General features: G+C 66.8%; 17 protein-coding genes and 3 tRNA genes. 7 read left to right on the top strand and 13 right to left on the bottom strand.

Going from position 1 to position 26,324, the window contains the following annotated elements; translation table 11 throughout:
* Positions 1 to 65 precede the first annotated feature (65 nt).
* From ACT6Y9_RS00945 to nth, 5 genes are all read left to right on the top strand, one after another.
* Positions 66 to 1,139 (top strand): ABC transporter substrate-binding protein, encoded by a 1,074-nt coding sequence (locus ACT6Y9_RS00945; protein WP_443743187.1) that lies wholly within the window; start codon positions 66 to 68, stop codon positions 1,137 to 1,139.
* 270 nt (positions 1,140 to 1,409) lie between these two features.
* Positions 1,410 to 1,733, top strand: coding sequence for a ferredoxin FdxA (gene fdxA, locus ACT6Y9_RS00940; protein ID WP_295480142.1), 324 nt, complete (start codon positions 1,410 to 1,412; stop codon positions 1,731 to 1,733).
* A 162-nt stretch (positions 1,734 to 1,895) separates the two neighbouring features.
* Positions 1,896 to 2,645: a ferredoxin--NADP reductase gene (locus tag ACT6Y9_RS00935; protein WP_443743186.1), complete on the top strand. Its 750-nt coding sequence runs from the start codon at positions 1,896 to 1,898 to the stop codon at positions 2,643 to 2,645.
* Between the two features lie 18 nt (positions 2,646 to 2,663).
* The gene (locus ACT6Y9_RS00930) at positions 2,664 to 3,275 is read left to right on the top strand and encodes an RnfABCDGE type electron transport complex subunit B (RefSeq protein ID WP_443743185.1); all 612 of its coding nucleotides are present in this window, start codon (positions 2,664 to 2,666) and stop codon (positions 3,273 to 3,275) included.
* Positions 3,276 to 3,364: 89 nt separating this feature from the next.
* On the top strand, positions 3,365 to 4,093 hold the full coding sequence (gene nth / locus ACT6Y9_RS00925; protein ID WP_443743184.1) for an endonuclease III: 729 nt from the start codon (positions 3,365 to 3,367) through the stop codon (positions 4,091 to 4,093).
* Between the two features lie 128 nt (positions 4,094 to 4,221).
* Here the strand turns inward: nth and iadA are convergent, their stop codons facing one another.
* The 6 genes from iadA to ACT6Y9_RS00895 form a co-directional block, all read right to left on the bottom strand.
* Positions 4,222 to 5,373: a beta-aspartyl-peptidase gene (iadA, locus tag ACT6Y9_RS00920; protein WP_443743183.1), complete on the bottom strand. Its 1,152-nt coding sequence runs from the start codon at positions 5,371 to 5,373 to the stop codon at positions 4,222 to 4,224.
* Positions 5,374 to 5,410: 37 nt separating this feature from the next.
* Positions 5,411 to 6,802: a C4-dicarboxylate transporter DcuC gene (gene dcuC, locus ACT6Y9_RS00915; RefSeq protein WP_443743182.1), complete on the bottom strand. Its 1,392-nt coding sequence runs from the start codon at positions 6,800 to 6,802 to the stop codon at positions 5,411 to 5,413.
* Between the two features lie 262 nt (positions 6,803 to 7,064).
* A complete protein-coding gene (locus tag ACT6Y9_RS00910; protein WP_443743181.1) occupies positions 7,065 to 8,387 on the bottom strand; it encodes an SH3 domain-containing C40 family peptidase in 1,323 nt (440 codons plus the stop codon).
* A gap of 16 nt (positions 8,388 to 8,403) precedes the next feature.
* Positions 8,404 to 10,305: a HAMP domain-containing protein gene (locus ACT6Y9_RS00905; RefSeq protein ID WP_443743180.1), complete on the bottom strand. Its 1,902-nt coding sequence runs from the start codon at positions 10,303 to 10,305 to the stop codon at positions 8,404 to 8,406.
* Positions 10,306 to 10,387: 82 nt separating this feature from the next.
* Positions 10,388 to 13,132, bottom strand: a complete 2,745-nt coding sequence (gene parC, locus ACT6Y9_RS00900) for a DNA topoisomerase IV subunit A (protein WP_443743179.1) — start codon at positions 13,130 to 13,132, stop codon at positions 10,388 to 10,390.
* A 25-nt stretch (positions 13,133 to 13,157) separates the two neighbouring features.
* Positions 13,158 to 15,137, bottom strand: a complete 1,980-nt coding sequence (locus ACT6Y9_RS00895) for a DNA topoisomerase IV subunit B (RefSeq protein WP_443743178.1) — start codon at positions 15,135 to 15,137, stop codon at positions 13,158 to 13,160.
* Between the two features lie 297 nt (positions 15,138 to 15,434).
* On the opposite strand from ACT6Y9_RS00895, the gene ACT6Y9_RS00890 reads away from it, so the two are divergent.
* A complete protein-coding gene (locus tag ACT6Y9_RS00890) occupies positions 15,435 to 16,985 on the top strand; it encodes an FGGY-family carbohydrate kinase (RefSeq protein WP_295480165.1) in 1,551 nt (516 codons plus the stop codon).
* Positions 16,986 to 17,131: 146 nt separating this feature from the next.
* Here ACT6Y9_RS00890 and ACT6Y9_RS00885 read toward each other — a convergent pair whose 3' ends face one another.
* The 3 genes from ACT6Y9_RS00885 to ACT6Y9_RS00875 form a co-directional block, all read right to left on the bottom strand.
* Entirely contained in the window at positions 17,132 to 19,039 is a 1,908-nt protein-coding gene (locus ACT6Y9_RS00885; protein ID WP_443743177.1) for a SurA N-terminal domain-containing protein, read from the bottom strand.
* Positions 19,040 to 19,182: 143 nt separating this feature from the next.
* Positions 19,183 to 19,259 (bottom strand) — tRNA-Asp (locus ACT6Y9_RS00880).
* 61 nt (positions 19,260 to 19,320) lie between these two features.
* Positions 19,321 to 19,397 (bottom strand) — tRNA-Asp (locus ACT6Y9_RS00875).
* A 220-nt stretch (positions 19,398 to 19,617) separates the two neighbouring features.
* Here ACT6Y9_RS00875 and ACT6Y9_RS00870 point away from each other — a divergent pair.
* The gene (locus ACT6Y9_RS00870; protein ID WP_443743176.1) at positions 19,618 to 21,660 is read left to right on the top strand and encodes a DNA topoisomerase; all 2,043 of its coding nucleotides are present in this window, start codon (positions 19,618 to 19,620) and stop codon (positions 21,658 to 21,660) included.
* A 43-nt stretch (positions 21,661 to 21,703) separates the two neighbouring features.
* Here ACT6Y9_RS00870 and ACT6Y9_RS00865 read toward each other — a convergent pair.
* The 4 genes from ACT6Y9_RS00865 to clpX all read right to left on the bottom strand — a co-directional run bounded on the left by ACT6Y9_RS00865 (position 21,704) and on the right by clpX (position 26,250).
* A tRNA-Val gene (locus tag ACT6Y9_RS00865) sits at positions 21,704 to 21,778 on the bottom strand.
* A gap of 37 nt (positions 21,779 to 21,815) precedes the next feature.
* Positions 21,816 to 22,091, bottom strand: a complete 276-nt coding sequence (locus tag ACT6Y9_RS00860) for an HU family DNA-binding protein (protein WP_443743175.1) — start codon at positions 22,089 to 22,091, stop codon at positions 21,816 to 21,818.
* A 274-nt stretch (positions 22,092 to 22,365) separates the two neighbouring features.
* Entirely contained in the window at positions 22,366 to 24,828 is a 2,463-nt protein-coding gene (gene lon, locus ACT6Y9_RS00855) for an endopeptidase La (RefSeq protein ID WP_443743174.1), read from the bottom strand.
* Positions 24,829 to 24,951: 123 nt separating this feature from the next.
* Positions 24,952 to 26,250 carry an ATP-dependent Clp protease ATP-binding subunit ClpX gene (clpX, locus tag ACT6Y9_RS00850; RefSeq protein WP_443743173.1) on the bottom strand — a complete coding sequence of 433 codons (1,299 nt, stop codon included), beginning with the start codon at positions 26,248 to 26,250 and terminating at the stop codon, positions 24,952 to 24,954.
* Positions 26,251 to 26,324: the final 74 nt, after the last annotated feature.

Below are 26,324 nucleotides of genomic sequence, written 5' to 3'. Positions count from 1 at the left end.
ACGCGTAAGGACTCAGTAGGGAATCTCCGTCCTTCAGGGCGGAGAGGATGTCAACGGAGCCTCCCATGACGAAGCACGCTTCCATCACCACATCTCAACTCTCGCTCTTCTCGCGCCGCACGTGTCTGCGCGCCGCGGGACTCGCCGCCTCGGCGCTCCTTCTCCCCACGCTCCTCACGGGCTGCGGCGAAGAGAAGAAGACGGCCGCCGCCCCCGCCGCTGCGGCGGCAACCCCCGACCTCATTCCCGTGGGCGTCGTGCAGTTGGTTGAGCACGAAGCGCTCGACGCGACCGTGCGCGGCTTCATCGACGCCTTGGCCGAGCGCGGATGGAAGGACGGAGAACGAATCCGCATCGACCGCCAGAACGCCCAGGGCGACCAGGCGACCCTCGCCGCCATCGGCACGCGCTTCGTCTCCGGCAAGTCCCGGTTGATCTTCGCCTCTTCGACGCCCGCCCTCCAGGCGATGGCGCGCGCCACGAAGACGATTCCGATCGTCGCCACGGCCGTGACGAGCTTCGAGGCCGCGAAGGTGGTCGCCTCCGACAAGGCCCCGGGCGGCAACGTCACGGGCGTCTCGAACCTCGGGCCCATCGCCGCGCAGCTCGACCTTCTCATCGCCCTTACGGGGGACGCGACGAAGACGACCCCCATCGGCGTCGTCTTCAATCCGGCCGAGGTGAACGCCGAATTCCAGGCGGCGCGCCTGCGTGAGGAAGCCCAGAAGCGCGGCGTGAAGGTCCTCGAGGCCGCCGCCGGCTCGATGAACGACGTCCCGCAGGCGATCACCTCGATGAAGGGGAAGGTCTGCGGCCTGTGGCTCCCGACCGACAACGTGCTCGCGTCGGCCGCCGCGACGGTCGCGAAGCTCGCGCGCGACGCGAAGCTCCCGGTGGTCGCGAGCGACTCCGCGATGGTGCGGGCGGGGGCTCTCGCCTCCATTTCGGTCGACTACTACGAGCTCGGCCGCATGACCGGCGCCTTGGGCGCCGACATTCTCGAAGGGAAGCGCACGCCCGCCGCGACGCCGGTCGCCTTCCAGGACGCTCGCCAACCCCTCATCAACCGCAGCGCCGCCGCCGCGATCGGGCTCGCCGTCCCGGAGGCGGTGGCCGCGAAGAGCAGCTTTATCGACTGACCGGAGCCGTTTGCGCCGGGCGGCCCGGGGCATTCCCGCCGCCCGCAGGGCCGGGCCCAGCCCGGCCGCGCCCCATCGATTCCTTCCCTCTCAGTCGAGAACCATTCTCTTTTTCGAGGATGATCAAGGCGCTTCCGGGCAGTTTTCTTAAGCCAATCAGCAGCAGAAACGAGTAGAATCCGCCCCCTCAGATATTCCAGGCCGGTCCTTCACGTCGGAACATCCCGCCGTGGGCGGATGCCGGCCCTTCCCTGTTGGAGAACCCAGAACATGCCTCATGTTGTCTGCGAAGCCTGCATCGGCTGCAAGCGTACCGACTGCGTGGACGTCTGCCCGGTGGACTGCTTCCGCGAAGGTCCGAACTTCCTCGTGATCGACCCCGATGAGTGCATCGACTGCGCCGTCTGCATCCCGGAATGCCCGGAAGCGGCCATCTTCGCCGAAGAGGACGTCCCCGAGGATCAGAAGGAGTTCATCGAGCTCAACGCCGAGCTCGCCCGCGAATGGCCTTCGATCACGCACCGCAAGCCCTACGCCGACGACGCCGACCAGTGGCGCGGCGTGAAGAACAAGATCCGCTTCCTCAAGCGCTGAAGCGTTTCCGCGGCAAGAAGCTGTTGCAGGAAAGGCCCGCCCAATGAGCGGGCCTTCTTTTTAGAATCTCTGCATCTTCATTCTCCCGGCCGAAGGGCTTCGCGCGGCGCGCGCATGTGGCGCCGCCGCCTCCGCCCGCCGGCCCAGGACGCAAGCCAAGTCATGCAGACCATCAAGCTTCTTTCGCGCCGCCAGGCGGCGCCGACACTCTGGGTGCTCCAGTTCGAGCGCCCCGAGGGGTTCGACTTCAAGCCGGGCCAGTTCGCCCGCCTCGGACTCGCCGACCCTCAGGGGGGCGAGCCCGTGATCCGCGGCTACTCGATCGCCTCCACGCCCGAGGCGCCCGTTCTGGAGTTCTTCATCACCGAAGTACCCGGCGGCCGCCTGTCGCCCCGCATCTGCGCCCTCAACCCGGGCGATGAGGTGCTCCTTGACGGCGGCGCCGAAGGCGCCTTGACGCCCTCGCGCATCCCGGGCGGCAAGACCCTCTGGCTCCTCGCGACGGGCTCGGGCCTCACGCCCTTCGCCTCGATCCTGCGCTCCGCGAGCGTCTGGGAGAGCTGGCGGGACATCGTCCTCGTCGAGAGCGTGCACCGCATCGAGGAGGCCGCGCTCGCGCGCGAACTCGTGGCCTCTCTCCCCGAAGGGCGCCGCCCGCAGCTCATCATCACCACGACCCGCGAGACGGATCCCGCCTGTGGGGGCGACCTCTCGGGCCGCATCCCGGCCCTCGTGGAGTCGGGCGACCTTGAACGTGCGGCCGGCCGCACCATTACGCCCGAAGACGCCCGCGTGATGCTCTGCGGCAACCCCGACTTCATCGCCGCGACGCGCGCGGTCCTCAAGACCCGCGGCCTCGTCTCGCCCCGCTTCGGCAAGCCCGGTCAGCTCGTCGTCGAGAACTTCTATTAAAGGAATTAAAGGAACCCCATGCTCCCGCCCCCGCTTCATCCCTCGCCCCAGGCCGTCGACGACCTGCTCCCACAGACCGAATGCCGCCAGTGCGGCTTCGACGGGTGCGCCGCCTACGCCGAGGCGATCGCCTCGGGCGCGGCGCCGATCAACCGCTGCGCTCCGGGCGGGGCGCGCGGCATCCGCCGGCTCGCGGCCCTCACCGGGCTCCCCGAGACGCCGCTCGACCCGGAGTACGGTCAGGAGATGCCCTTCGCGCGCGCCCGCATCCGTGCGGGCGAGTGCATCGGCTGCGCCTGGTGCTCGCGCGCGTGCCCGACGGACGCGATCGCCGGAGGGCCGAAGCACCTCCACGCCGTGATCGAGTCGCGCTGCACCGGGTGCTCGCTCTGCGCCCCCGCCTGCCCGATGGACTGCATTGAGTTCGTCGAGGCCGGCCGCGACTGGACGGACGAGGACGCGCGGCGCGCCAAGCTCCACCACGAAGAAGCCTGGGCGCGGCGCATCCGGCGCGCGGCCGAAGAGGACGCGCGTCTGGCGCGCCTCCGCGAAACCCCCGCCGACCAGACGGCCGCCAAGAAGCGCTTCATGGCCGACATCCTCGCACAGGCGCGCGCGGCGCGGCGCTGAACGCTCTTCGACCGCCCGAACCGCTTGCGTCATGCATCCCCGGCAGCCGGAGCGAAAACCTCTTCACACCAAGAGACCCACCCCCAAAAATGGCATTTCCTGAAAAGGACCGCGTCCCCTTCATGGCGGCGCTCGCCGCCCTCAATCCGGACCCGAAGTCGGAACTCAACTTCACGACGCCCTTCGAACTTCTCGTCGCCGTGATGCTCTCCGCGCAGGCGACCGACAAGGGCGTGAACCTCGCCACCGCAAAGCTCTTTCCCGTCGCGAACACCCCGCAGGCGATCCTCGCGTTGGGCCTCGACGGCCTCATCCCCTACGTGCAGACGATCAACCTCTACCGCACGAAGGCCGCGCACGTCATTGAGACCTGCCGCAGGCTCGTGGAGCAATACGGCGGCGAGGTTCCGCAGACGATGAAGGCGCTCACGGCGCTCCCCGGCGTCGGCCGAAAGACCGCCAACGTCGTTCTCAACGTCGCCTTCCACCAGCCGACGATCGCGGTGGACACGCACATCTTCCGCGTCTGCAACCGCACGGGATTCGCGCCCGGAAAGACGCCGGCCGAGGTCGAGGAGAAGCTCCTCAAGGTGGTGCCCGAGGAGTACAAATTGAACGCCCACCATTGGCTGCTGCTCTTCGGTCGCTACGTCTGCAAGGCGCGCAATCCCGACTGCGCGCACTGCCCCGTGTCGCCCTTGTGCAATGCGCCCGAGAAGGCCGCGGCCCTCGAAGAGGCGGCCGACCTCCGGCCCGGGTCGCCGGCGAACCCGCCGAAGCGCCGCACGAGGAAGCGCAGGACCGAGGACGCCCAATAGCAGCGCGTCCCGCCGCTCCAAGCTTGAAAAAAGCCCGCCGAAAGGAGAGTGAACGCTCCCTTCCCGGCGGGCTTTCTTTGTCCAGGGGTGCCTGCCTCCCGAGAGGAGGCGCCCCCGTCGACGATCGGTCAGAGCTCAAACGTACCCTTCACGACCACCTCGCCCTCGCGCATCATCACGCGGCCGCGGGCGACCACGTGCGTGAGCTCGAAGTCCTCCGTGAAGAGGCAGGCGTTGGCGCAGGCGCCCGTCTCGACGCGGCCCTGGTCCTTGAGACCGAGCGCGTCGCCCACGTTCTTCGTCGTGTAGGTGAGCGCGTCTTCGATCGGCATCTGGTAGTCGCGGATGAGGCGGATCGTCTCCTTGAGGTTCCCGTCGACGCCGCCGACGCCAAGGCCCACCATCTCGCCCTTCTCGTTGAAGCGGGGAACCGACCCGTGGCCGTCGGTGGAGAGCGTGATGTGCGTCGGATCCACGCCCATGCCGACCGCCTCGATCACGGCCTGCGCGGGGTGGTCGAAGCAGCACGAAGCGCCCGTCGTGATGTCGATCCAACCGCCCTTCTTCGCGAACTCCACCGCGGAGTCGAAGACGTGGCGGATGCGGCCGCAGTGGGTCGGGCGGATGTGCTTGATGGGAAAGCCCTTGGCGACGATCTCGTCGTACATGGCGAAGGCACCCGGGATGTTGCCCGTATGGATATGGAGGAACCCGGTCTTGCCGGCGATCATCGCGCCGACGCGCACCTCGGCCAACACGGCGAGCACCTGCTGCGTGGTCGGGAAGGACGAGCGGTGGTCGCCCAAGGCGATCTTGACGCCGATCACCTCCGGCACGAAGAAGAGGTCGTTCGCGATCGAGTCGGTGAGCGTGGTGGCCGGGTACTTGTAGTTCGACGTATACATCCAGGCCGAGACGCCTTCGGTCTGCAGTGCCCGGACCTTGGCGAGGAGGTTCGGAATCGAGCGCGTCGTGTAGTCCGTGCCCGAGACGCCCACGACCGAGGTGGTGCCGCAGCGGATGAGCTCGGAGAGCACAAGCTCGGGCGTGCGGGTCGCGGGACCGCCTTCGCCGCCGCCGCCCGTCACGTGGATGTGCTGGTCGAAAAAGCCCGGCGTCAGGATGCGTCCCGCGGCGTCGAGCACCTCGAGGTCGGGAATGCCGGCGGGCGCGAGATCGGGCGCGACCGCGACGATGCGGTCGTTCACCATCAGCACGTCGTTGCGGCCGAGGTCCTTCGGCGCAAAGACGCGGGCGTTCTTGATGAGGAGAGCGGACATGGCTTCAACTCCTTCTTTGTTTTGGGGATCAGGGAAATCAGAGGAAGACGGCCGAGGCGGCGACGTTGACGATCAGCGCGAGGATCATCACGGGCGCGGTGCGGCGCACGAGTTCAAAGGGCGAGAGGCCGGCGATGCCCGACACGGCGATGATCACGCCGGCAATCGGGCACATCGTGCGGGCGATGCCCGCGGAGAGCTGCACCGGCACGGCGAGGACGGCGGCGTTGATGCCCACGCTCGCGGCGGCTTCAGGAAGCAGCGGCGAGAAGGCGAAGAACGCGGCGTTGCCCGAACCCGTGACGACGGTGGCGACCACCATGATCGTGAGCATGACGAGGAGCATCACCCAGACGCCGGCGGACTCCATGGAGGCAGCCATCGAGATGAGGGTCGAGATGCCGCCCAGCTTGTTCATGCCGAGCGCAAAGAGCTCGGCGCAGCAGATGAGGCCCACGGTCGAGGTGAAGACCTTGCCCATGCCTTCGAAGACCGCCTGCGTGTTCTTCGTCGATTCGCGGAAGCTCCGGCGGGTGATGAAGTCCACGACGAAGGCGATAATGATCGAGACGATGAGGCCGGTCTGAAGGGAGAGCTTGATGCCGGCGTAGACCATCGGCGAGAAGACGATTAGAAGCACGAGCGGCAGCACCGGCAGGAGCGCGTAGTGCACGGGACCGGCGCCCTCAAAGGCCTTGCGCAGGCGCTCGTCGGTGGATTCGGCAGCGTCGGCCGCAGATTCGGCCGTCTTGCCGGCGGCCTCAGCCTTGCGGTCGAACCAGCGCTGGATGAAGAAGTGGCCGACCGCGACCGTCGCGATCACGCAGAGCGCGACCGGAATCTGGCTCTGAATGAAGTACGTGACGACGTCCGTGCCGAGCAGGTCGGCGGCGCGCATCGCGTTCGAAGAGGACGGACCGAGGTCGAGGCAGCAGGTCGAGCCGATCACCGCGGCCGCGGACGCGCGGGAAACGCCGAGCGCGATCAGGAGCGGATAGACCGAAGCCATCAGGAGGAGCCCGAGGCCCACGGCGGAATTGATGAAGAGCGCCATGAACTGGCCGACCACGTAGGTGACGGCGAGGAGCACATAGGGCGAGCGGATCGCCTGCAGGGGCTTCACGCAGAGCTTCACGAGCGCCTTGGAAGCGCCGATGCGGTCCATGTAGACCGAGAAGCCCGCGATCAGCATGATGTTGAGGCCGAGGCCGGGCAGACGTCCCTTCATCAAGTTCGTGAAGGCTTCGGCAAGGTCGAAGCCGAAGAAGTGGGTGGACTTCGCGGCGGCGACCGGCATCGCGCCGTTCAACGCGGCGCAGATGAGCATGATGAAGCCCGCGAGCAAGAGGATGATGGGCGGGTAGTAGTTCTTGAGGACGCAGTACGCGACGCCCGCAATCACGACGAGCGTGATGATGATTCCGAGCATGTTTTCTCCTGGTGTTGGAAGGGCCGCGAAGCTTCTTTGTCGTACGGCTTCGTCGGACGCTCAATTCTGCCCGCGGCCGGCCGGCGCCGATATAGAGAGAATTACCGATACCTATACATTCCATAGGCTCTTCCCTATGGAGGTAGGGAAACGCCTTGCTCTGAGCCCTCCGCCACCGGCTTCGCCGCATGCGCAAAGCCCGCCGGAAGGAGAGTGAACGCTCCCTTCACGACGGGCTTCGGCTTTTCTGAAAGGGCGCGTCTCAGCGCAGCCGGCAACGCTTCAGGGCCGCGGGCGGCGCCTGATGGAAGGGGTGCGCGCGGGTGGAGAGAAGGCACGGGTTGGCGAGCTCGGCCGCCTGCGGACGCACGGCCCAGAGGAAGATCCCCATGCCGCCGTTGGATCCGGCCTTGACGCCGCCGTCGAAGGAGAAGACCGCCGCGCGGCCCGTCTTCGGGTCGTCGGCCTCAAAGCGGCCGCGGCCGAGCCAGAGGCCGGAGCGCAGAACCGCTCCCTTCTTCGCGTCGCCGAAGAAGACGAGGTCTCCGGGCTTCAGTTCGCGCCCCTTGACGCCGCCCGAGAGCGGTGGCCCGAGGCGCGCGAGGCGATCGGGCTCTTCGGGGGCGATGAGGTCGTGAAGCCGCAGCGCCGCGACGGGAAGCGGCACCAGATAGTCGCTCCTTCCCGCCCCCGCCTTGACGAGGGCCTGCGCCGACTGCGCCGTGCGGGCGAGGAAGTCCGCGGGCGCGGCGCGCCGAAGCTCTTCGTTCGCGCTCTGAAAGTCCTTCTCTGCGGCCGCAAACGGCCGGGCGATGAAGCCCGTGCCGCCACCGGGAAGGAGCACCTCGAAGCGCTCGGACCCGCTGTTGACGAGCGCAAGCGTCGCCCCCAGGGGCGCGGTGAAGAGCTTTTTGCCGTCCGCGTCCGTCACGGGAGCGGCGGGAGCCGTCACCACCACGTCCGCCCGACGGTTCCAGGCGACGAAGGCGACGTCGTTCAGGAGGGCGAGCGCCTTTTCCTCGACCCAGCCGAGGCGGCCGTCCGGGGTCTGCACGAGCACGCGCCCGTCGAAGCGGTTGACGAGGACGCGCAGGCGTTCGCCCAAGGGGAGCGCCCGCACGGCGGCGCCCGTACCGGAAGCGTCCGCGAGGGGTGCGGACGAACGGGCGACGAGGGCCCAGGTGAGGCGCTTCAGGTCCTCGGCATTGGGCACCTCCTCGACGCTCGACTCCACGCCGATGCCGGCGCGCGCGAGTTCGGCGAAGAAGCCCGCGAGAAGCGCGTGGTCCGCCGACAAGCCCTTCACCGCCACGGCTCCGGGGGCGTTGGCGCTCCCAAACGTGAGTTCGAGCAGATCCGTCCGGGGATCAACCGCCGCGGCCTCGCGGTATTGCGCATAGAGCCGCCGGGCCTGATCCACGACGTCCGCCGCGGCGTCCTGCTCCCCGCCGGGGGCGGCCCGGGAGACGGCGGCGGGCGCAGGGCCTGCGGGCGCCGCCGAGATCGTCACGGGGACCGCGGCCGCAGGGAGCGCGGCGGCGATCAGGACGAGAAGTGTGGGCAGTGCAGCGGCGCGTCGGACCATGACCTCAATCCTCCGCTCAGCAGATCTGCCGCGAGGCGGCGGGGAGGTGGAGCGTCACGCGGGTGCCGCCCAAGGGCGAGGCGCGTTCAACGTCCACGGTCGCGCCGATCCTCGAGGCGCGCTCACTCATGATCGAGAGGCCGACGTGCTGGCTGCGGCGCTCCTCGACGAGCGCCTGGTCGATGCCGACGCCGTCGTCCACGATCGAGACGGTGAGGTCCGCCTGGTTGTCGATCGTCACGGTGACGCTCGAGGCCTGCGCGTGCTTGCGCACGTTCGAGAGCGCCTCCTGGATGATGAAGATCACCTGGAGCTTCTCGCGCGGCGTGAGCTTCGGGCCGTCCCCGGTGGCCTTGAGACGCACCGACACGTGGGACTGCCCTTCGAAGCGGTCGATCACGGTGCGCACGCCCTGCAGAAAGCCTTCGTTGTGGAGCCGCTCGCGGAAGTTGAGGAGGAGTTCGCGCACGTCCTCGTAGCACTCCTGCACGCCCGTCTGAATGGCCTTGAGCGATTCGTCGCGCAGCGCGTCGTCCTTGTGGTTGATCGCGTCGGTGAGGAACTGCACCTGGAGGTTGAGGTAGGAGAGCGCCTGCGCGATCGAGTCGTGCAGGCCCTGCGCGAGGAGCTGGCGCTCCTGGATCACGGCGTACTGACGGTCGCGGTCAATGAGGCGCTCGTTGTCGATCGCGACGCCCAGGTGCGTCGAGAAGCTCTCAAGGAGTTGGATCATCTGCGAGGAGAGCTCGGCCTTCTCGCGGAAGAGCAGGATGTAGGTGCCGATGCAGTCCGAGGTGCTGCGCACCTGGAAGCAGTAGCCCGTCGAGAAGCCCGCCTCGTGAAGGACGGTCGGGAGCATCCGGCGGTCCTCGGCGAAGATGATCCGCACCGGATAGTTCTTCTTGATCACGGTGCGGCAGACGGAGTCCTCGTAGGAGATGCTCGCCGAGCGCTGCAGCGTCACCGCGTTGAGGCCGCACGAGGCGGCGATGTTGACGTACTCGGACTTCGAGTCGACGAGCGCGACGAGGCAGGCGTCGGCCTCGGTGTAGCGCACGATGCGTTCGGCGAAGCCGTCGGTGAGCTCCTCGAGCGAGCGCTGCTGCGAGAAGAAGGACGTGATTTCGTAGAGCTGCGCGAGGTGGCGGTTCTTCTCCTCGACCGAGGCGGTCTTCTCGGCCACCTTCTGCTCGAGGTTTTCATAGAAATCCTCGAGCCTGTCGGCCATGCGGTTGAAGCCCTGCGCGATGCGGCCGATCTCGTCCTCGCTCCCGACGCTGACGCGCGCCTTGAGGTCGCCGCTCCAGAGCCGGTTGATGCCTTCGCCCAACGCCCCGATCGGACGGATCACCCAGCGCAGCAGCAGCAGCTCGATCGCGAAGAGCGACCCGATCGCGAGCACGATCAGGAGAATCTGCAGGTAGCGCAGCTGCCACAAGTAGCCGCCGCGCCAGCTCTCGATTTCGCTCATGAGGCCCGAGACCATCTCGACGTAGCGCGAAATGAGTGCGCCGTCGACGTCCGTGCGGGTGTTGCGCGCGGCGAGCAGCATCGGCTGCACTTCGGTGCGCCAGAGCTTTTCGATCTCGTCGAGGCTCTCGGTGAAGCCCGCTTCGTTGGGGAGCTCCAGGGGCTGCCAGGCGTCGCCCTCGTGGAGCGTGCGGAAGAGCCGGACCGTGCGGGAGAACTCCACCTCGAGCATCTTCCCGTCGAACATTTCCTGGGTCGCGTAGGCCGACTGGTAGGCGCGGGTGCGCAGCTCCGCCACGGCGGCCTTCGCCGCCGAGCTCGCCTCCAGCTCCCAGTTGAGGATCATCGTCCAGGCGATCGAGCTCACGATGAAGCCCACCCAGAGGAGCGTGAGGCAGAGAAGACGCGTCGAGAGGCTTTTGAACAACTTCGGGATGCGGATGCCCATGGAAGTACTCCGGAAGGATGCGCCGCCGTGCTCGGGCTTCAGCGGGAGGACGCGGCGGCGCAGAAATGCGTGCGGAACGTTTTTAGAGGAGCGCGGGCGCTTCGTCAACCACTTCGAGTACGAGGCTCTTCGTGCCCCGGGCCGCCTCGCCCGAAGGTTCGGCCGGCGCGGAGCCCGCTGAGCCGGCTTCGGGCGGCAGGCCCGCCACCACTTCTGCCTTCCAGGAGATTTCGAGCGCGCGGCCGCGGCGTGCGCGGTGCATGAGGTGCTGCACGAAGATGCGGCGCGAGAGCTGCGCCTCGCGGGGTTTGCCGCCCCGGCCCGTGCCGGAGATGATGCAGCCGCGCTCGTCGACGACGGCCGCGGAGATCATCTCCTCGCCCGCGTCGAGAAGCATGAAGGCGACGCCCTTGCCGCCCGAAGCGACGAAGCGCACCTCCTTCAGGGGGAAGACGAGGAGCCGGCCGGCCGAGGAGAGGCACGCGAGCCCGGCGCCCGCGGCGATCGCCTCGTCGGTGACGGTCATGGGTGGGAGGAGCCGCTCGCCTTCGCCCAACTTCACGAAGTCGCGGCCGGCCTTGAGGCGGGTCGCGATGTCGGCGAGCCGCAGGATCATGCCCTTGCCGCCCGTGGTGGCGAGCACCACCGCGGCCTTCGGGTCGCCCGCGAGCCAGCCGACGGGCACCGCACCGCGCGGCAGATCCACGAAGGCCGAGAGCGGCGCGCCGTCGCCGCGGCCGCCGGGAAGCGCCGACACGGCAAGCGAATAGACGCGCCCCTGCTGGTCGAGGAAGGAGAGCGTGTCGGTGGAGCGGCACTCGATCGCCTGCGCGAGCCCGTCGCCCATCTTGAAGCTCATGAGCGAGCAGTCGTGGCCGTGGCCGCCGCGGGCGCGCAGGAACCCCTTCTTCGAGACTACGACGGTGACCGGCTCGACCGCAGTCTGCACTTCGTGCACCGCTTCGGCCGCCTCTTCGACGACCGTGCGGCGCTGGTCGCCGTAGGCCTTCGCCGCGGCCTCGATTTCGCGCGCCACCTGGCGCTTCAAGACGCCGTCGCTGCCGAGAATGCGCTCGAGCCCGGAGCGCTCCTTCGCGAGGTCGGCCAACTCCTTTTCGATCGCGATCGCCGCGAGCCGCGCGAGCTGCTTCAGGCGGATTTCGAGAATGTCGTCCGCCTGGCGCTCGGTGAGCCCGAACTCTGCCATCAGGTCCGCCTTCGGGTCGTCCGCGGCGCGGATGATCTCGATCACGCGGTCGATGTTGAGGAGCACGAGCGACCGGCCTTCGAGCACGTGGATGCGGTCGAGAACCTTCTCGAGGCGCGCTTCGCTGCGCCGGCGCACCGCGGCCTTCCGGAACTCGATCCATTCGCGCAGGATCTCGAGGAGCCCCTTCTGCCGGGGCTTCCCGTCGATGCCGAGCATCACGAGGTTCACGGGGACGTTGGATTCAAGGTCGGTTTCCGAGAGCAGGTGGTTCACGAACTCGTCGCGGTCCACGCGGCTCGTCTTCGGCTCGAAGACAAGGCGCGTCTTGACGTCGCGGCCCGATTCGTCGCGCACGCCGTCGAGGATCGCGAGCATCGCGCTCTTCGTCTGCTGCTGCTTGGCGGAAAGCGACTTCTTGTCCTTCTTCGGGCGCGGATTGGTGATCTGCTCGATGCGGTCGAGCACCGTGCGGGCGCTCGACGCGGGCGGGAGCTCGTCGACCACGAGCTGCCACTGGCCGCGGGCGAGCTCCTCGAAGTGCCAACGGGCGCGCACGCGCAGCTTTCCGCGACCCTTCGCGTAGATCTGCCGGATCTCGGCCGCGGGCGTGATGATCTGCCCGCCGCAGGGGAAGTCGGGCGCGGGCATGAGCGAGAGGATCTCGTCGAGGTCCGCCTCGGGCTTCTCCAAAAGGCGCACGCAGGCGGCGGCCACTTCCGAGAGGTTGTGGGGCGGAATTTCGGTCGCCATGCCGACCGCGATGCCCGACGACCCGTTCAGAAGCACGAAGGGAAGCTTCGCGGGGAGCTCCACGGGCTCCTGGAAGTTCCCGTCGTAGTTGGGTTGGAACGCCACCGACCCCTGGTCCACTTCGTCGAGAAGCAGTTGCGCAATCGGGGTGAGCCTCGTCTCCGTGTAGCGCATCGCCGCGGCGGAGTCGCCGTCGCGCGAGCCGAAGTTCCCTTCGGCGACGAGAAGCGGATAGCGCAGCGAAAATGTCTGCGCCATGCGCACGAGCGCGTCGTAGACCGATTGGTCGCCGTGGGGGTGGTACTTGCCGAGCACGTCGCCCACGATGCGCGCGGACTTGACGCTGCGGCCCTCAAATTTGAGCCCCATGCGGTACATGTCGATCAGGATGCGCCGCTGCACGGGCTTCTGACCGTCGGTCACCTCGGGAAGCGCGCGGCTCTTCACGACCGACATCGCGTACTCGAGGTACGCCTGAGAGGCGTAGCGCGCGAGCGTCAGCGCGCCGTTCTCCTCGGGGTCGCCCTCGGTGACGGCGCCCACGGTGAGCTCTTCGGCGCGCGCCTCTTCAGCGGATTCGGCGCCTTCCTCCGACGCCGCGTCATCCGCTTCGGCCTCTTCGTCCTGATCAGCGGCTTCGGCGGCTTCGGCCGCTTCGGCCGCTTCGTCCGCCCCGAGCGCGGGAGCCTGCGCCCCTTCGGCCGGCAGGGCCTCGGGCGCAACCTCAGCCTTCTCGGGCGCGTCGACGGATTCAGGCGCCTGCGCTTCCTGCGTCCGTGCGGCGGCGTCTTCTCCCGCGAAGAGCGAGCCGAGCGCGTCGAGCGCTCCGGCGTCGGCTCCGGTGCCGGTGGTCTTTCTTTTCGCCATTTTCTTCTTCTCCAGAGCGCGGGTTTCAGACGTCGAGTTCGGCGCGGTCGCCGTAGGCCTCCATCCAGAGGCGGCGGCCGGCGACTTCACGTTCGCCCATCAGGGTCTGCATCACGGCGCGGGTGGCCTCCTCCGGGACCGATCCGAAGGCGACGGGCAGCAACCTCCGGGTGTCGGGGGCGAGCGTCGTCTCGGCGAGCTGCTCGGCCTTCATTTCGCCGAGGCCCTTGAAGCGGGAGACGGAGAGCTGATCGTCCTTGAAGCCCTCCTTGCGGAGGGCTTCAAGCGTGCGCGCGAGCTCGCGGTCGTCGAGGCAGTAGAGCTTGCGGTCGGGCTTCCTGCCCTTCTTCGGAACGTCCACGCGGAAGAGCGGGGGCATCGCGACGTAGACGTGCCCCAACTCAATGAGCTTCGGAAAGTGCTTCAGGAAGAGCGTGAGGAGGAGCACCTGAATGTGCGAGCCGTCCACGTCCGCATCCGAAAGGATGCAGATCTTGCCGTAGCGCAGGCCCTTCAGGTCCGGGTCGCCCTCTTTCGGATGCGGATCCACGCCGATCGCGAGCGCGATGTCGTGGATCGTGTCCGAGCGGAAGAGCTCTCCCCCCTCCACCTCCCAGGTGTTGAGGATCTTGCCGCGCAGGGGCAGCACCGCCTGGAACTCCTTGTCGCGGCCCTGCTTGGCCGAGCCCCCCGCGGAGTCGCCCTCGACGATGAAGAGTTCGTTTCGCGTCACGTCGCTCGACTCGCAGTCGGTGAGCTTGCCGGGGAGCACCGCCACGGACGAGGATTTGCGGCGCTCGTACTTCGCCGCCTGGCGCTGGCGCGCCTGCGCCTGGCTGATGATGTGTTCGGCGAGCTTGCGGCCGTCCTCGACGTGGTCGTTCAGCCAGAATTCGAACTGCGACTTCACGAACCCCGAGACGAGCTTGAGCGTGTCGCGGCTCGTGAGCTTCTCCTTCGTCTGCCCCTGGAACTGGGGGTCGAGCGCCTTCGTCGAGAGCACGAAGCTCGCGCGGCTGAAGACGTCCTCGGCGAGGATCTTGACGCCCTTGGCGCCGAGCCCGTGCACCTCCATGAAGGCGCGCACGGCCTGCCAGAGGCCGTCCTTCAGGCCCGCCTCATGGGTGCCGCCCTGCGGCGTCGGGATGAGGTTCACGTAGCTCTCGCGCGTCAGGGGGCCTTCGGCCGTCCACACGACCACCCAGGCCGCGCCTTCGCCGGGCGAGAAGCCCTCGGTCGTCTCGTCGGCGTAGCCCGAGGCCTCGAAGGGCTCGATCAGGGGTTCGTCGCGGATTTCGGAGAGGAGATATTCCTTGAGGCCCCCCTCGTACTTCCAGTGCGCCTCGGTGCCCGTGCGGGCATTGACGTAGTCCACGGCGCAGCCCGGGAGGAGCACGGCCTTGGAGCGGAGCAGCCGCACCAGCGACGCCTCCGGAATCGCCGGGCTGTCGAAGTACTTGGGATCGGGCCAGACGGTGACGCGGGTGCCGGTCTGCGACTTCGGCCGCGGGCTCTTCCTCACCGTGAGCGGTTCGGCGACGAAGCCGTCCCGGAAGCCCATCCGGGCTTCCTCACCCTCGCGCCAAACGATGACGACGAGGTGCTTGGAGAGCGCGTTCGTCACGGAAACGCCGACGCCGTGGAGGCCGCCCGCGAAGGAATAGGGCCCCGTGCCGTCCGCCTTGGCGAACTTGCCGCCCGCATGAAGACGCGTGAAGACCAACTCCACCACCGGCGCCTTCTCCTCGGGGTGCATGCCCACGGGGATGCCGCGGCCGTCGTCCTCGACCGTGACGCTCCCGTCCTCGGCGACCGAGACGGAGATCTTCGTGCCGAAGCCCGCGAGCACTTCGTCGCCCGCGTTGTCGATCACCTCCTGGATGATGTGGAGGGGATTGTCGGTGAGGGTGTACATGCCGGGACGTTGCTTGACGGGTTCGAGGCCCTTGAGCACCCGGATGGAGCTTTCGCCGTAGTCTTCTTTTTTGAGCTGCTTGGTTGCCATCGTCTGATTCTTCTGTTGCCCGGCGCCCGGAAGCGCCGGACGGGAGGCGGAGCGCAGAGGGGGCGCAGCCGCAGCGCCGCCGCCCACACTGAGCCTCCGAATTTTTTGCGCCCCACATTTTACAGGACGCAGGACGGGCGCCCGCGCAAACGCCCTTCCGGCCCTTCCGGCGCGGCCGGCCTCCGCCCCTCGGCGCCTTCCTCAATTTCCAAGGCGGGTCGGGAAAGATTGCATCATTTAAAGCCGCAGAGCCGCTAGGATTGAGGTCCCTACTTCCACAACCGAGGACCTCCTTGCATGACAAAGCTCTACATGGGTTTTGACGCCGGCACGCAGAGCGTGAAGGTGGGCGTCTACGACGAAAACTTCCGCCTGGTGACCGCGAAGTCGCTTCCGACGGAGCTGCAGTACCCGCGCCCGGGCTGGGTGCAGATGAACGTGGACACCTACCTCGAGAACTGCATCACCGCAATGGCGGAGGTGACGAGCGAACTGCGGCGCCTCGGGCGCGATCCGAAGGACGTCGCCGCCATCATGGGCGACGGCATCATCTGCGGCATCGTCGGCATCGACGAGAACGCCCGTCCGGTGACGCCCTACATCAACTACCTCGACAGCCGCACGACCGAGGACGTCGAGGCGGTGAACGCCCGCGGGCTCGACATCTGGGGGCGCGAAACGGGCAACGCCGAAGCCTCGCCCATGTTCCCGGCGATGTTCGCGCGCTGGTTCCTCAAGAACAGTCCCGAATTCCGCCGCCGCGGCGTGAAGTTCGTCCACAACGCCCCGTACGTGCTCATGAACCTCGCGGGCCTCAAGGGCGAGGAGGCCTTCATCGACTGGGGTGCGATGTCGGGCTGGGGCCTCGGCTACGACGTGAAGGAGAAGCGCTGGTCCGACGAGCAGCTCGAGATCCTCGGAATCGACCGCCGCTACATGCCGCGCATTCTGAAGCCCTGGGACGTCGTGGGCGGGCTCTGTGAAGCCGTCTCCGTGCGCACGGGCCTTCCCGCCGGCATTCCGATCCTCGCCGGCGCGGGCGACACGATGCAGTCGATGCTGGGCTCGGGCGTCTTCGAAGCCCACCAGGGCGTCGACGTCGCGGGCACCTGCGCGATGTTCTGCGTCTCCACGAACGGCATCATCCCCGAACTCTCCAAGCCCGGCACGGGGCTCATCTTCAATTCGGGCACGCTCCCCGACACGTACTTCTACTGGGGGTTCGTGCGCACGGGCGGTCTGGCGCTGCGCTGGTTCAAGGACCACATCGCAATGCGCCCGGGCGACTCGGCCTACTACCAGGCGCTCTCCGCGGGCGCGGAGAAGGTCCCGGCGGGCGCCGGGGGCGTTCTCTTCCTCCCCTACCTCACCGGCGGCTACGGCGAGGAGAAGGAGGCGAGCGGGTGCTTCCTCAACATGACGATGGACGACAACCAGTACGTCATGTGGCGCGCCGTGCTCGAGGCGATCGGCTACGACTACATGGAGCTCGCCGACGGCTACCGCAAGGCCGGCGTGGCGCTCGAGCGCATCACCGTCACGGAAGGGGGCTCGCGCGACCCGCTCTGGAACCAGATCAAGGCGAACCAGTTGAACGCCCAGGTCGTGCGCTTCCAGAACCCGGGCGGCGCCGTCCTCACGAACTGCGTCTTCGGCGCCTACGCCACGGGCGGCGTCGAGGACGTCAAGGCCGCGCTCGCGGGCGTCATTTCGGAGAACGGGCTCTTTGATCCCGATCCGGACCTTGTGCGCCGCTACCGCGAGCTCTTTGAGAACCGCAAGCTCCTCGTGAGAAGCGACATGAAGGCCGCCTTCAGCCGGCTCGTGCGCATGCGCGTGATTCGCTGAGCGCCATCCTTTGGACGGAGCGGCCCGCCGCGCCGCTCCTCCCTGAAACAATTCGGGCCGCGTCTCGGCAACGAGACTGCGGCCCGAATTGTTTTTCTTGCGGGAGCCGAAGTCCGGTGTGAGGCCGGACTTCGCAGAAGCGCGCCCTACTGCTGATCGTCGGTGTTCTTCTCCACGCCCTTCACGAAGTCGGGGCGGAGCACCTCAAAGCCGAGCGACTCCTTGAGGGCCTCCATGAAGCCCGCACGGTCGGCGGAGCCGTAGATGGAGGTGAGCTCGCGGGCGAGGCCGCGCGTTTCGGCTTCGCTCGCCTTGTGGCTGCGGCCTTCCTCGACGTAGACCACGGCGTAGGAGCCGTCGGCGAGGACGGCGTGCGTCCAGGCGGGGAGCTTCGCGGAGTCGAGCGCGAGGGCGGCGTTCACGAGCGCAACCTCCTCGCCCTGCGGATTCTGGCGCGAGATCCAGGCGGCGTCGGAGAACCCGTCGAGGTTCTTCTCCTTCTCGAGCGCCGCGAGCTTCGCCTTGCCGGCGGCCTGGGCGTTCAGAGCGGCCTTCTCGGACTTCAACTTCTCGCCGATGCGGGGGGAGACCTCCGCGAGCGGACGCTCGGTCTCGGGGAAGTATTCGACGACGCGCGCGGCGACCAGGCGGTTGCCCGGCACTTCGATCGCGGTCGAATTGCGCTTCTCCTTGAGGCACTCGGCGCCGAAGAGCATCTCGGCGACGCGCTCGGTGATGATGCGGCCGAGTTCGGGATCGGTGACGCCCGAGCGGGTGACGAAGTCCGTGGTCTCAACCTTGAGGCCGAACTTCTCGGCCGCGGGGGCGAGGGAGTCGGACTGCTCGTAGATGATGTTCGAGAACTCGTCGGCGCGCTCGTTGAAGGCGCGGATCGCGGCCTGATCGGCGTATTCGCGCTCGATCTCGCCCTTGACGGCCTCGAAGGGCTCGACGGCGGCGGGCTGGATGTCGGTGACCTCGATGATGTGCCAACCGAACTCCGTCTCGACGGGGCCGACGATGTCGCCCTTCTTCGCGTTGAAGACGGCGTCCTCGAAGGACTTGGTCATCACGCCGCGGCCGAAGAACGACAGGTCTCCGCCTTCGGCGGCGCTGCCCGGGTCGGCCGACTCCTTCTTCGCCTCGGCGACGAAGGTCGACGGATCGGCCTTCACGCGGGCGAGGATCTCCTCGGCCTTCTTCTTCGCGGCGGCCTTGTCCGTGCCGAACTCGATCAGGATGTGGCTCGCGCGGCGCTGCTCGGGCGTGGTCCAGCGGTTCTTGTTCTGTTCGTAGTAGGTCTGGATTTCCTCAGGGGTGGCCTGGATCCCCTTGAAGCTCTCGGGCGAGAAGACGACGTACTCGGCCTTGACGTGCTCGGGCGAGAGAAACTCCTTCGTGTGGCCGTCGTAGTAGGCCTTCACCTCGGCGTCGGAGACGCTCACCTCGCCGAGGTGCTCCGAAGTCTTCTCGACGTAGGTGCGCACGAGCCGTTCGTTCGTGAGGATCTGGTGCATCGCCTCGACGAGCGCCTTCGGCACCGGGTGCGTGTCGGCGACGCCGCCGATCACGACCTGCTTGGCGAGGTCGCGGCGAATTTCGGCGACGAACTGCTGGTCGCTCTTGCCCTGCGAGCGCAGGAACTGCTCGTAGAGCTCGGGCGAGAACTTGCCGTCCTTCTTCAGGACGTCGGCGTTCTTGATGAGCGCGACCGCATCGGCTTCGCTCACGCCCACGTAGTTCTTGGCGATCGTCTGCGAGAGCGCGACGTCGTCGGTGAGCATGCGCAGGATGTCCGCACGGGCTTCAGGCGTGTCGAGCATGTTGGCGTGGAAGTTGTCGCCCATCTGCTGGCGCAGACGATCGAGCTGCTCGCGCTTGGCCTGGTCGAACTGCTCCGGAGTGACGGCGACCTCGCCCACCTTGACGATGGCGTTGTCGCTCTGACTCATGCGGTTGTAGGAATAGATGCCGGTGACCACGAAGCTCGGGATGATCAGCACCATGGCAATGAACATCAGCCAGCGCTTGTGCTCGCGGAATGCCTGAAGCATAAGGGGATCCTTCGTCTGTCGGCGCTCGAGGCAGGTCCGGGCGACTGCACCCTCTCCCTCTGCGCGCAAAGGTTTCTAATCGGATACACCGAGCGCAGATAACAAAAAAGGCGAACCTCACGGCTCGCCTTCTTCGGAAACTCTGGCGGAGTGGACGGGACTCGAACCCGCGACCCTCGGCGTGACAGGCCGATATTCTAACCAACTGAACTACCACTCCGCGCTATGCGCTTTCAGCTGAGAAACCAAAAATCTGAAATCAGACTTTGCAGAAAAACTGTTGGCGGAGTGGACGGGACTCGAACCCGCGACCCTCGGCGTGACAGGCCGATATTCTAACCAACTGAACTACCACTCCGCAGCTCGCCTCTTCATCGAGATCGCTCTCGATCAGAGAAGAATGCGAAGTTTATAGACGAAGCCAACTTCTGTCAAGAGTGAATATTTCCGGACGCCCGAAAATGCCGTGTTTGCGGGAGGCTTCAGGCGTTCCGGGCCGTTCTGGTCTTCTTCCCGCCCGAGCGGGTATGCTTTCGCGCACCGCGCCCGCGCGCCCATTGATTCTCCGGACCCGTCCCATGTCGATCGACCTTCTCTACATCGCCGAAAAGCCCTCCGTCGCGAACGCGATCGCCGCAGAGCTCGGCGTCCTGAAGCGCGGCGACGGCGTGATCGAATGCCGCGGCAATGCGGCGGTCACCTGGTGCTTCGGCCACCTCCTCGAGCAGGCCGAGCCCGACGCCTATCTCCCCGACTTCATCCCGAAGACGAAGAAGGGGAAGAAGGTCTGGCGCCTCGCCGATCTCCCGATCTTCCCGAAGGAATGGCTCTGCGTGCCGCGGGGCGACAAGGGCGTGAGGAAGCAGCTCTCAACCATCGGCAGACTCTTGAAGAGCGCCCGGGAGCTCGTGAACGCCGGCGACCCGGATCGCGAGGGGCAGCTTCTCGTGGACGAAGTGATCGAGCACTTCCACATTCGCAAGCCCGTGAAGCGCTTCTGGGTCTCGGCCGTGGACCCGGCGTCGATCCGCAAGGGTTTGACGAACCTGCGCGAGAACACCGACTTCGCCGGCATGCGCGACGCCGCGCGCGGCCGCGCGCGGGCCGACTGGTTGATCGGCATGAACCTCTCGCGCGCCTACACGCTCACGACGCCGCCCGGGGCGCTCCCAGCCGCCGATGCCGCAGGCGCTCCCGACGCCTCGCCAAGACCCCGAGGACGCACGGAGCGCAATGAGCGGTCGACCGGGACGGACGCGACGTCCCGGGGGCGCTTCAAGCGCTCGAGCCGCTTCACCCGATCAAACAACGACTTGATCGCGGTCGGGCGCGTGCAAACGCCGACCCTCGCGATGGTGGCGCGCCGCGACTATGCGGTCGAGCACTTCGAGCCGCAGCCCTATCTCGCCGTCACGGCGGACCTCTGCGCCGAGGAGAAGACCTTCCGCGCGCGCTGGAAGCCCCGCGAAGGGCAGCCCGGCATGGACGCCGAAGGCAAGCTCCTCATCGACCTCGAAATCGGCCGCAGGCTCGTGGAGCGCCTCTCGAATGAAAAGACCGCGCGAGTCGTCTCCTCCACGACGAAGCGCCGCAAGGCCTTCCAACCCAAGGCCTATTCTCTTGCCGACATCCAGATCGAGGCGAGCCGCCTCTACGGCTTTTCGGCCGACATGACGCTCAAGGTTTGCCAGGCGCTCTATGAAGCCCACAAGATCACGTCCTACCCGCGCACGGACTGCGGGTACCTGCCCGAGAGCCAGCACGCCGACGCTCCGGCCGTGCTCGCGGCGGTTGCAAAGACCATGCCCGCAGCCGCGAGAGCGGTGGAGCGCGCCGACCCGAAGATCAAAAGTCCGACCTTCAACGACAAGAAGGTGACCGCCCACCACGGCATCGTGCCGGTCGCGAACGTCGTTCCCTGGGAGAAGCTGTCCGAGGCCGAGCAGAAGCTCTACCGGCTCATCGCCAAGCGCTACGTGGCGAACTTCTTCCCCGTGCACGAGTACGACGCAACGGAGATCCGCTTCGACATCGGCGGCGAAGCGTTCGTCGCCAAGGGCCGCACCGTGGTGATTAAGGGCTGGAAGGCGCTCTTTGACAAGGCGGAGGCCGAAGCCGACCGCAGGAAAGCGGCCGAAGAGGACGAGGACCAGACGCTCCCGCGCCTGAAGGCGGGCGACGCGGCCGAAGTCCTCGCCGTCAAGGGACGCGAAGACCAGACGAAGCCCCCGGCCTACTTCACCGAAGGCACGCTCATCGCCGCGATGGAGAACATCTGGCGCTCCTTCGACGAGAAGGCGCTCCAGGAGAAGCTCAAGGAGGCGGGCGGCATCGGCACGCCCGCGACGCGCGCGGCGATCATTGCAGAGTTGAAGCGCAAGGAATACCTCACCACGGAAGGGAAGAAGCTCCACTGCTCCCCCTCGGGCCGCCGGGTGCTGCTGCGGGCCTCTCCGCGGGTGCGCAGCGCCGCCCTCACGGCGGCGTTCGAAACGAAGCTCTCGGAGATCGAGGCGGGTCGCGGCGCGCTCGACGCCTTTGTTGCGGAATACGAGGCCTTCATCCGCGGGGAGCTCGCGGCCGTTCGCGGGGAGCGCGTGGGCGGAATTCCGCAGGCATGAAAAAGCCCGGCGCCGCTCGTGAAGCAGCCCGGGCTTTGAGAACTGGTGGATGCTAAGAGGGTTGAACTCCTGACCTTCGCCGTGTAAAGGCGCTGCTCTACCACTGAGCTAAGCATCCTTGCTCGGAGCCGGAGGTCGGCACCGAGAGAAGTTTTTTATTTTACCAGTTCTTTGAGATTCTTACCGGGCTTGAAGCGGGCCTGACGCGTCGCAGGAATGTGCATGGGCTTGCCCGTCTGCGGGTGCCGGCCGGCACGCGGAGCGCGGTCGACAACGCTGAAGCTGCCGAAGCCGAGGATCACAACCTCTTCATCCTTGGCAAGGGCGTCCTCGATCCCCTTGAGGAACGATTCGATCACCTCTCCGGCCTTGCTCTTGCTGATGCCGGTGTCCATTGAGACCTGTTGAATCAGATCCGTTTTGTTCATCATCTCTCTCCTAATTTGCCGTCCGCCGAGAAGGTCCGTGCGGAGAGACCTCCGTTAAGGCCCCCGGACGCTGCGGAACTAACGCGGAGCCCGAAGAATCGGCGGCGGCTCAAGAAAAATTTTATACGGGAACCTTTTCCGTATACAAAGCGGCGGTTAGACATACTACTCCCTCGAACCGCCTTGTATACAAGGCATGAGAAGAAAAAAGCCCCTCAGACCATTGCAGTCCGGGGAGCTTGTTTCATCTCGTTGCGACTTTGAACCGCAACAGTCCTCAGGCTGAGGTCTGCACCGGCGTCATCGCCGTCATCGCGGGCTTGGGCGGCATCGCGAGCGCCGCGGCGTACTCCGCGTCGGTCAGGGGCTTGGGCATGCGCACGAGCGCACGCTCAAGCACCTCTTCGATGCGCTTCACCGGGACGATCTCGAGGCCCTTCAGGGCGTCCTCGTTGATTTCGGTGAGGTCCTTCTCGTTCTCCGCCGGGATGAGCACGGTCTTCACGTTGCCGCGCTGGGCCGCGAGGAGCTTCTCCTTGAGGCCGCCGATCGGCAGCACTTCGCCGCGCAGCGTGATCTCGCCCGTCATGGCGAGGTCGGAGCGCACCGGAATGCGGGTGAGCGCCGAGACCATCGCGGTCGTGATCGCCGCGCCGGCCGAGGGACCGTCCTTCGGGATCGCCCCTTCGGGGAAGTGGATGTGCCAGTCGGTGTTTGCAAAGACGTCGGGCTTCAACCCCAGGCTCTGCGCACGAGCGCGCACGACCGAGCGCGCGGCCTCGACGGACTCCTTCATCACGTCGCCGAGCATGCCGGTGCGGAGCACCTGGCCCTTGCCCGGGAACGCGACCGCCTCGATCGTGAGGATGTCGCCACCCACTTCGGACCACGAGAGGCCGTTCACAATGCCGACCTGCGGCTCGCGCATGGCGACCGTGATGCTGAAGCGGCGCACGCCGAGGTACTTCTCGAGGTTTTCCTCGGAGACGACGATCGGGAGCTCCGGCTTCGGATCCTTCTTCCCCTCGAGCTCGGTGAGGACGATCTTGCGCAGGATCTTGCCGATCGAGCGCTCGAGCGAACGCACGCCCGCCTCGCGGGTGTAGAAGCGGATGATGTCGCGCACCGCGCCTTCGGTGATCTTCGCTTCGGTCTCCTTCACGCCGTTGGTGCGCATCTGCTTCGGGATCAGATGACGCATCGCGATGTGGACCTTCTCGTTCTCGGTGTAGCCCGAGAGCGAAATGACCTCCATGCGGTCGAGGAGCGCGGGCGGAATGTCGTAGCTGTTCGAAGTCGCAACGAAGAGCACGTCCGAAAGGTCGTACGGGCACTCGACGTAGTGGTCTTCAAAAGCGTTGTTCTGCTCGGGATCGAGCACCTCAAGGAGGGCCGAGGCCGGGTCGCCGCGGTGCGTGGAGCCGATCTTGTCGATTTCGTCGAGGAGGAAGAGCGGATTGCGCACCTTCGCCTTGATCAGGTGCTTGATCACCTGACCGGGCATCGCGCCCACGTACGTGCGGCGGTGGCCGCGGATCTCGGCTTCATCCGAGACGCCGCCCAGGGCCATGCGGACGTATTCGCGGTTCGTCGCGCGCGCAATCGAGCGGCCGAGCGAGGTCTTGCCGACGCCCGGGCCGCCGACGAGGCAGAGGATCGGCGACTTCACCTTGCCGACGCGCTTTTGCACGGCGAGGTATTCGAGGATGCGTTCCTTCACCTTCTCGAGCCCCCAGTGGTCCTCGTCGAGGACGCGGCGGGCACGGTCGATGTCGTGCGAGACGCGGCTCTTCTTCTTCCAGGGAATCTCGAGGAGCGTGTCGACGTAGCTGCGCACCACCGAAGCTTCAGAGGACGAAGGCGGCATGGTCTTGAGGCGCTTCAACTCCGTCAGGGCCGCGGTCTCCGCGGCCTCGGGCATCTTCGCCTCGCGGACCTTGCGCTCGAGTTCGGCCTCCTCCCCATCGGCCTCTTCGCCGTCGGGATCCATGCCGAGCTCCTTCTTGATCGCCTTCATCTGCTCGTTCAAGTAGTACTCGCGCTGGTTCTTCTCCATCTGGCCCTTGACGCGCATCTGGATGCGCTTCTCGATCTGGCCGCTCTCGAGCGTGCGGTCGAGCACGCCGATGAGGATCTCATAGCGCACGACCGGGTTGTCGCTCTTCAGGAAGTCGAGGCGCTCCTGCGTCGTGAGCGGAATGAAGGAGGCGGCGATGTCGCAGGCGCGCACCGGGTCCTTCTCCTCGATCACGGGCTTCAGGTGTTCGGGCGTGACCTTCTTCACGCTCGAGGCGTAGTCCTGCAGGGACTTCACGAGCGTGCGCTGATAGGCCGAGAGGTCCTCTCCTGGAGGAATCACCGTCGGCAGCAGTTCGGCGCTCGCCTTGAAGAAGCCCGAGGCGTTCACCCAGTCCTTGACGCGGCAGCGGTCCGCGCCGTGGACGAGGGCCTTCACCGAGCCGTCGGGAAGGCGCAGCAGCTGGTCGATTTCACCCGTGACGCCGATGTCGAGGAAGTCCTCCGCGGTCGGCGTGTCGACAGCCTTGTCGCGCTGCGTCACGAGGATCACCCGCCCGGAATGCAGGCGCATGGCGGCCTCGGCGGCAAGCACCGAGATCGGGCGCCCCATGAAGACCGTGGTCATGGAGTTCGGGATGACCACCATGTCGCGCAGCGGAATGACCGGCAGCGGTCCGAGAACCGCCGGAGTCTGTTCGGGAAGTGAATTATTGTTGTTCAAAGCTGTGAATCCCACAAAAAAAGGATGTTTAGAGTCTATATGGGGATGAGGGCCCGCATTTTCAACGGGTCTCGGCAATACCTCAAAGGGCCGCTCCCTCCACCCCCGGCGGGACTCCGTGCATCAGCGGACGGCGTCCGTCCCGGCGTCGGCGCGCAGGACGTATTCGGGCTTGCCGCCCTTCTTCACCGCCGCTTCGTTCACGATCACCTTGGCGACGTCCTTGCGGCCGGGCACCTCGAACATGGCGTCGAGGAGGATCCCTTCGATGATGGAGCGCAGGCCGCGGGCGCCGGTCTTGCGCTCGATCGCCTGGTGCGCGATCGCCTGGAGCGCCTCGGGCGTGAATTCAAGCTCCACGTCCTCCATCTTGAAGAGCACCTTGTACTGGCGCACGATCGCGTTCTTCGGCTTCGTGAGGATCTCGATCAACGCCTTCTCGTCGAGCTCCTCGAGCACCGTGATCACCGGCAGACGGCCGACGAGCTCCGGAATGAGGCCGTACTTCACGAGGTCGGCCGTTTCGATCTGGTTGTAGAGCTCCGAGAGGTTGTGGTCGCGCTTGCCCACCACCGTGCCCGAGAAGCCGATCTCGCTCTTCTCGGTGCGGTGGCGCACGATGCGCTCCATGCCGTCGAAGGCGCCGCCGCAGATGAAGAGGATCTGCGTGGTGTCCACCTCCATCATGGGCTTGCCGGGATTCTTGCGGCCGCCCTTGACGGGCATGGAGGCGATGGTGCCTTCGATGAGCTTGAGGAGCGCCTGCTGCACGCCCTCGCCCGACACGTCGCGGGTGATCGAGGGGTTCTCGCTCTTGCGGGCGATCTTGTCGAGCTCGTCGAGGTAGATGATGCCCTTCTGGGCGCGCTCGATGTCGCCGTCGGCGGCCTGCACGAGCTTGGCGACGATGTTCTCGACGTCCTCGCCCACGTAGCCCGCCTCGGTGAGGGTGGTGGCGTCGGCGATGGCGAAGGGCACGTCGAGGGCGCGCGCGAGCGTCTGCGCGAGCAGCGTCTTGCCCGAGCCCGTAGGACCGACGAGGAGGACGTTGGACTTCTGCAGCTCGACCTGGTCTTCGAGGCCCTTCAACTTCGCGTCGCCGCTCGTCTTGAGGCGCTTGTAGTGGTTGAAGACCGCCACGGCGAGCGTGCGCTTGGCGCGCTCCTGACCGATCACGTAGCTGTCGAGGAGTTCATAGAGTTCGCGGGGCGTCGGAACCTTCTGCGGGAAGGCGGCCTTCGCCTCGGCAGGCGCTTCGCCCTGGGGGGCCTCGGCGCCCTCGGCGCCGCGGTCGCCGACATTGAGTTCGCTCGCCATCGCGCGCACGCAGTCGCCGCAGAGCAGTTCGCCGTGCAGGCCCTGGAAGAGCGCGTTGCACTGCGACTCTTCACGGCCGCAGAAGGAGCAGTAGCGTTTAGCCATAGTGGATCTATCCTTGGTCGCCCGGCGGGTCTCGCGTCCGCTGCGGGGCCTCTGAGGGGCCGCAGCGGGAGACG

The sequence above is a fragment of the Sutterella sp. genome (assembly GCF_052272535.1).
GTDB lineage: Bacteria > Pseudomonadota > Gammaproteobacteria > Burkholderiales > Burkholderiaceae_F > Sutterella.
The sequence above is the reverse complement of the archived record's forward strand: the minus strand, read 5'-3'. Positions and strand labels throughout refer to the sequence as shown.

Excerpts from the sequence above, each read along its gene's own strand:
- ACT6Y9_RS00945 (WP_443743187.1), top strand. The coding sequence starts at position 66 with ATGACGAAGCACGCTTCCATCACCACATCTCAACTCTCGCTCTTCTCG.
- fdxA (WP_295480142.1), top strand. The coding sequence starts at position 1,410 with ATGCCTCATGTTGTCTGCGAAGCCTGCATCGGCTGCAAGCGTACCGAC.
- ACT6Y9_RS00935 (WP_443743186.1), top strand. The coding sequence starts at position 1,896 with ATGCAGACCATCAAGCTTCTTTCGCGCCGCCAGGCGGCGCCGACACTC.
- ACT6Y9_RS00930 (WP_443743185.1), top strand. The coding sequence starts at position 2,664 with ATGCTCCCGCCCCCGCTTCATCCCTCGCCCCAGGCCGTCGACGACCTG.
- nth (WP_443743184.1), top strand. The coding sequence starts at position 3,365 with ATGGCATTTCCTGAAAAGGACCGCGTCCCCTTCATGGCGGCGCTCGCC.
- iadA (WP_443743183.1), bottom strand. The coding sequence starts at position 5,373 with ATGTCCGCTCTCCTCATCAAGAACGCCCGCGTCTTTGCGCCGAAGGAC.
- dcuC (WP_443743182.1), bottom strand. The coding sequence starts at position 6,802 with ATGCTCGGAATCATCATCACGCTCGTCGTGATTGCGGGCGTCGCGTAC.
- ACT6Y9_RS00910 (WP_443743181.1), bottom strand. The coding sequence starts at position 8,387 with ATGGTCCGACGCGCCGCTGCACTGCCCACACTTCTCGTCCTGATCGCC.
- ACT6Y9_RS00905 (WP_443743180.1), bottom strand. The coding sequence starts at position 10,305 with ATGGGCATCCGCATCCCGAAGTTGTTCAAAAGCCTCTCGACGCGTCTT.
- parC (WP_443743179.1), bottom strand. The coding sequence starts at position 13,132 with ATGGCGAAAAGAAAGACCACCGGCACCGGAGCCGACGCCGGAGCGCTC.
- ACT6Y9_RS00895 (WP_443743178.1), bottom strand. The coding sequence starts at position 15,137 with ATGGCAACCAAGCAGCTCAAAAAAGAAGACTACGGCGAAAGCTCCATC.
- ACT6Y9_RS00890 (WP_295480165.1), top strand. The coding sequence starts at position 15,435 with ATGACAAAGCTCTACATGGGTTTTGACGCCGGCACGCAGAGCGTGAAG.
- ACT6Y9_RS00885 (WP_443743177.1), bottom strand. The coding sequence starts at position 19,039 with ATGCTTCAGGCATTCCGCGAGCACAAGCGCTGGCTGATGTTCATTGCC.
- ACT6Y9_RS00870 (WP_443743176.1), top strand. The coding sequence starts at position 19,618 with ATGTCGATCGACCTTCTCTACATCGCCGAAAAGCCCTCCGTCGCGAAC.
- ACT6Y9_RS00860 (WP_443743175.1), bottom strand. The coding sequence starts at position 22,091 with ATGATGAACAAAACGGATCTGATTCAACAGGTCTCAATGGACACCGGC.
- clpX (WP_443743173.1), bottom strand. The coding sequence starts at position 26,250 with ATGGCTAAACGCTACTGCTCCTTCTGCGGCCGTGAAGAGTCGCAGTGC.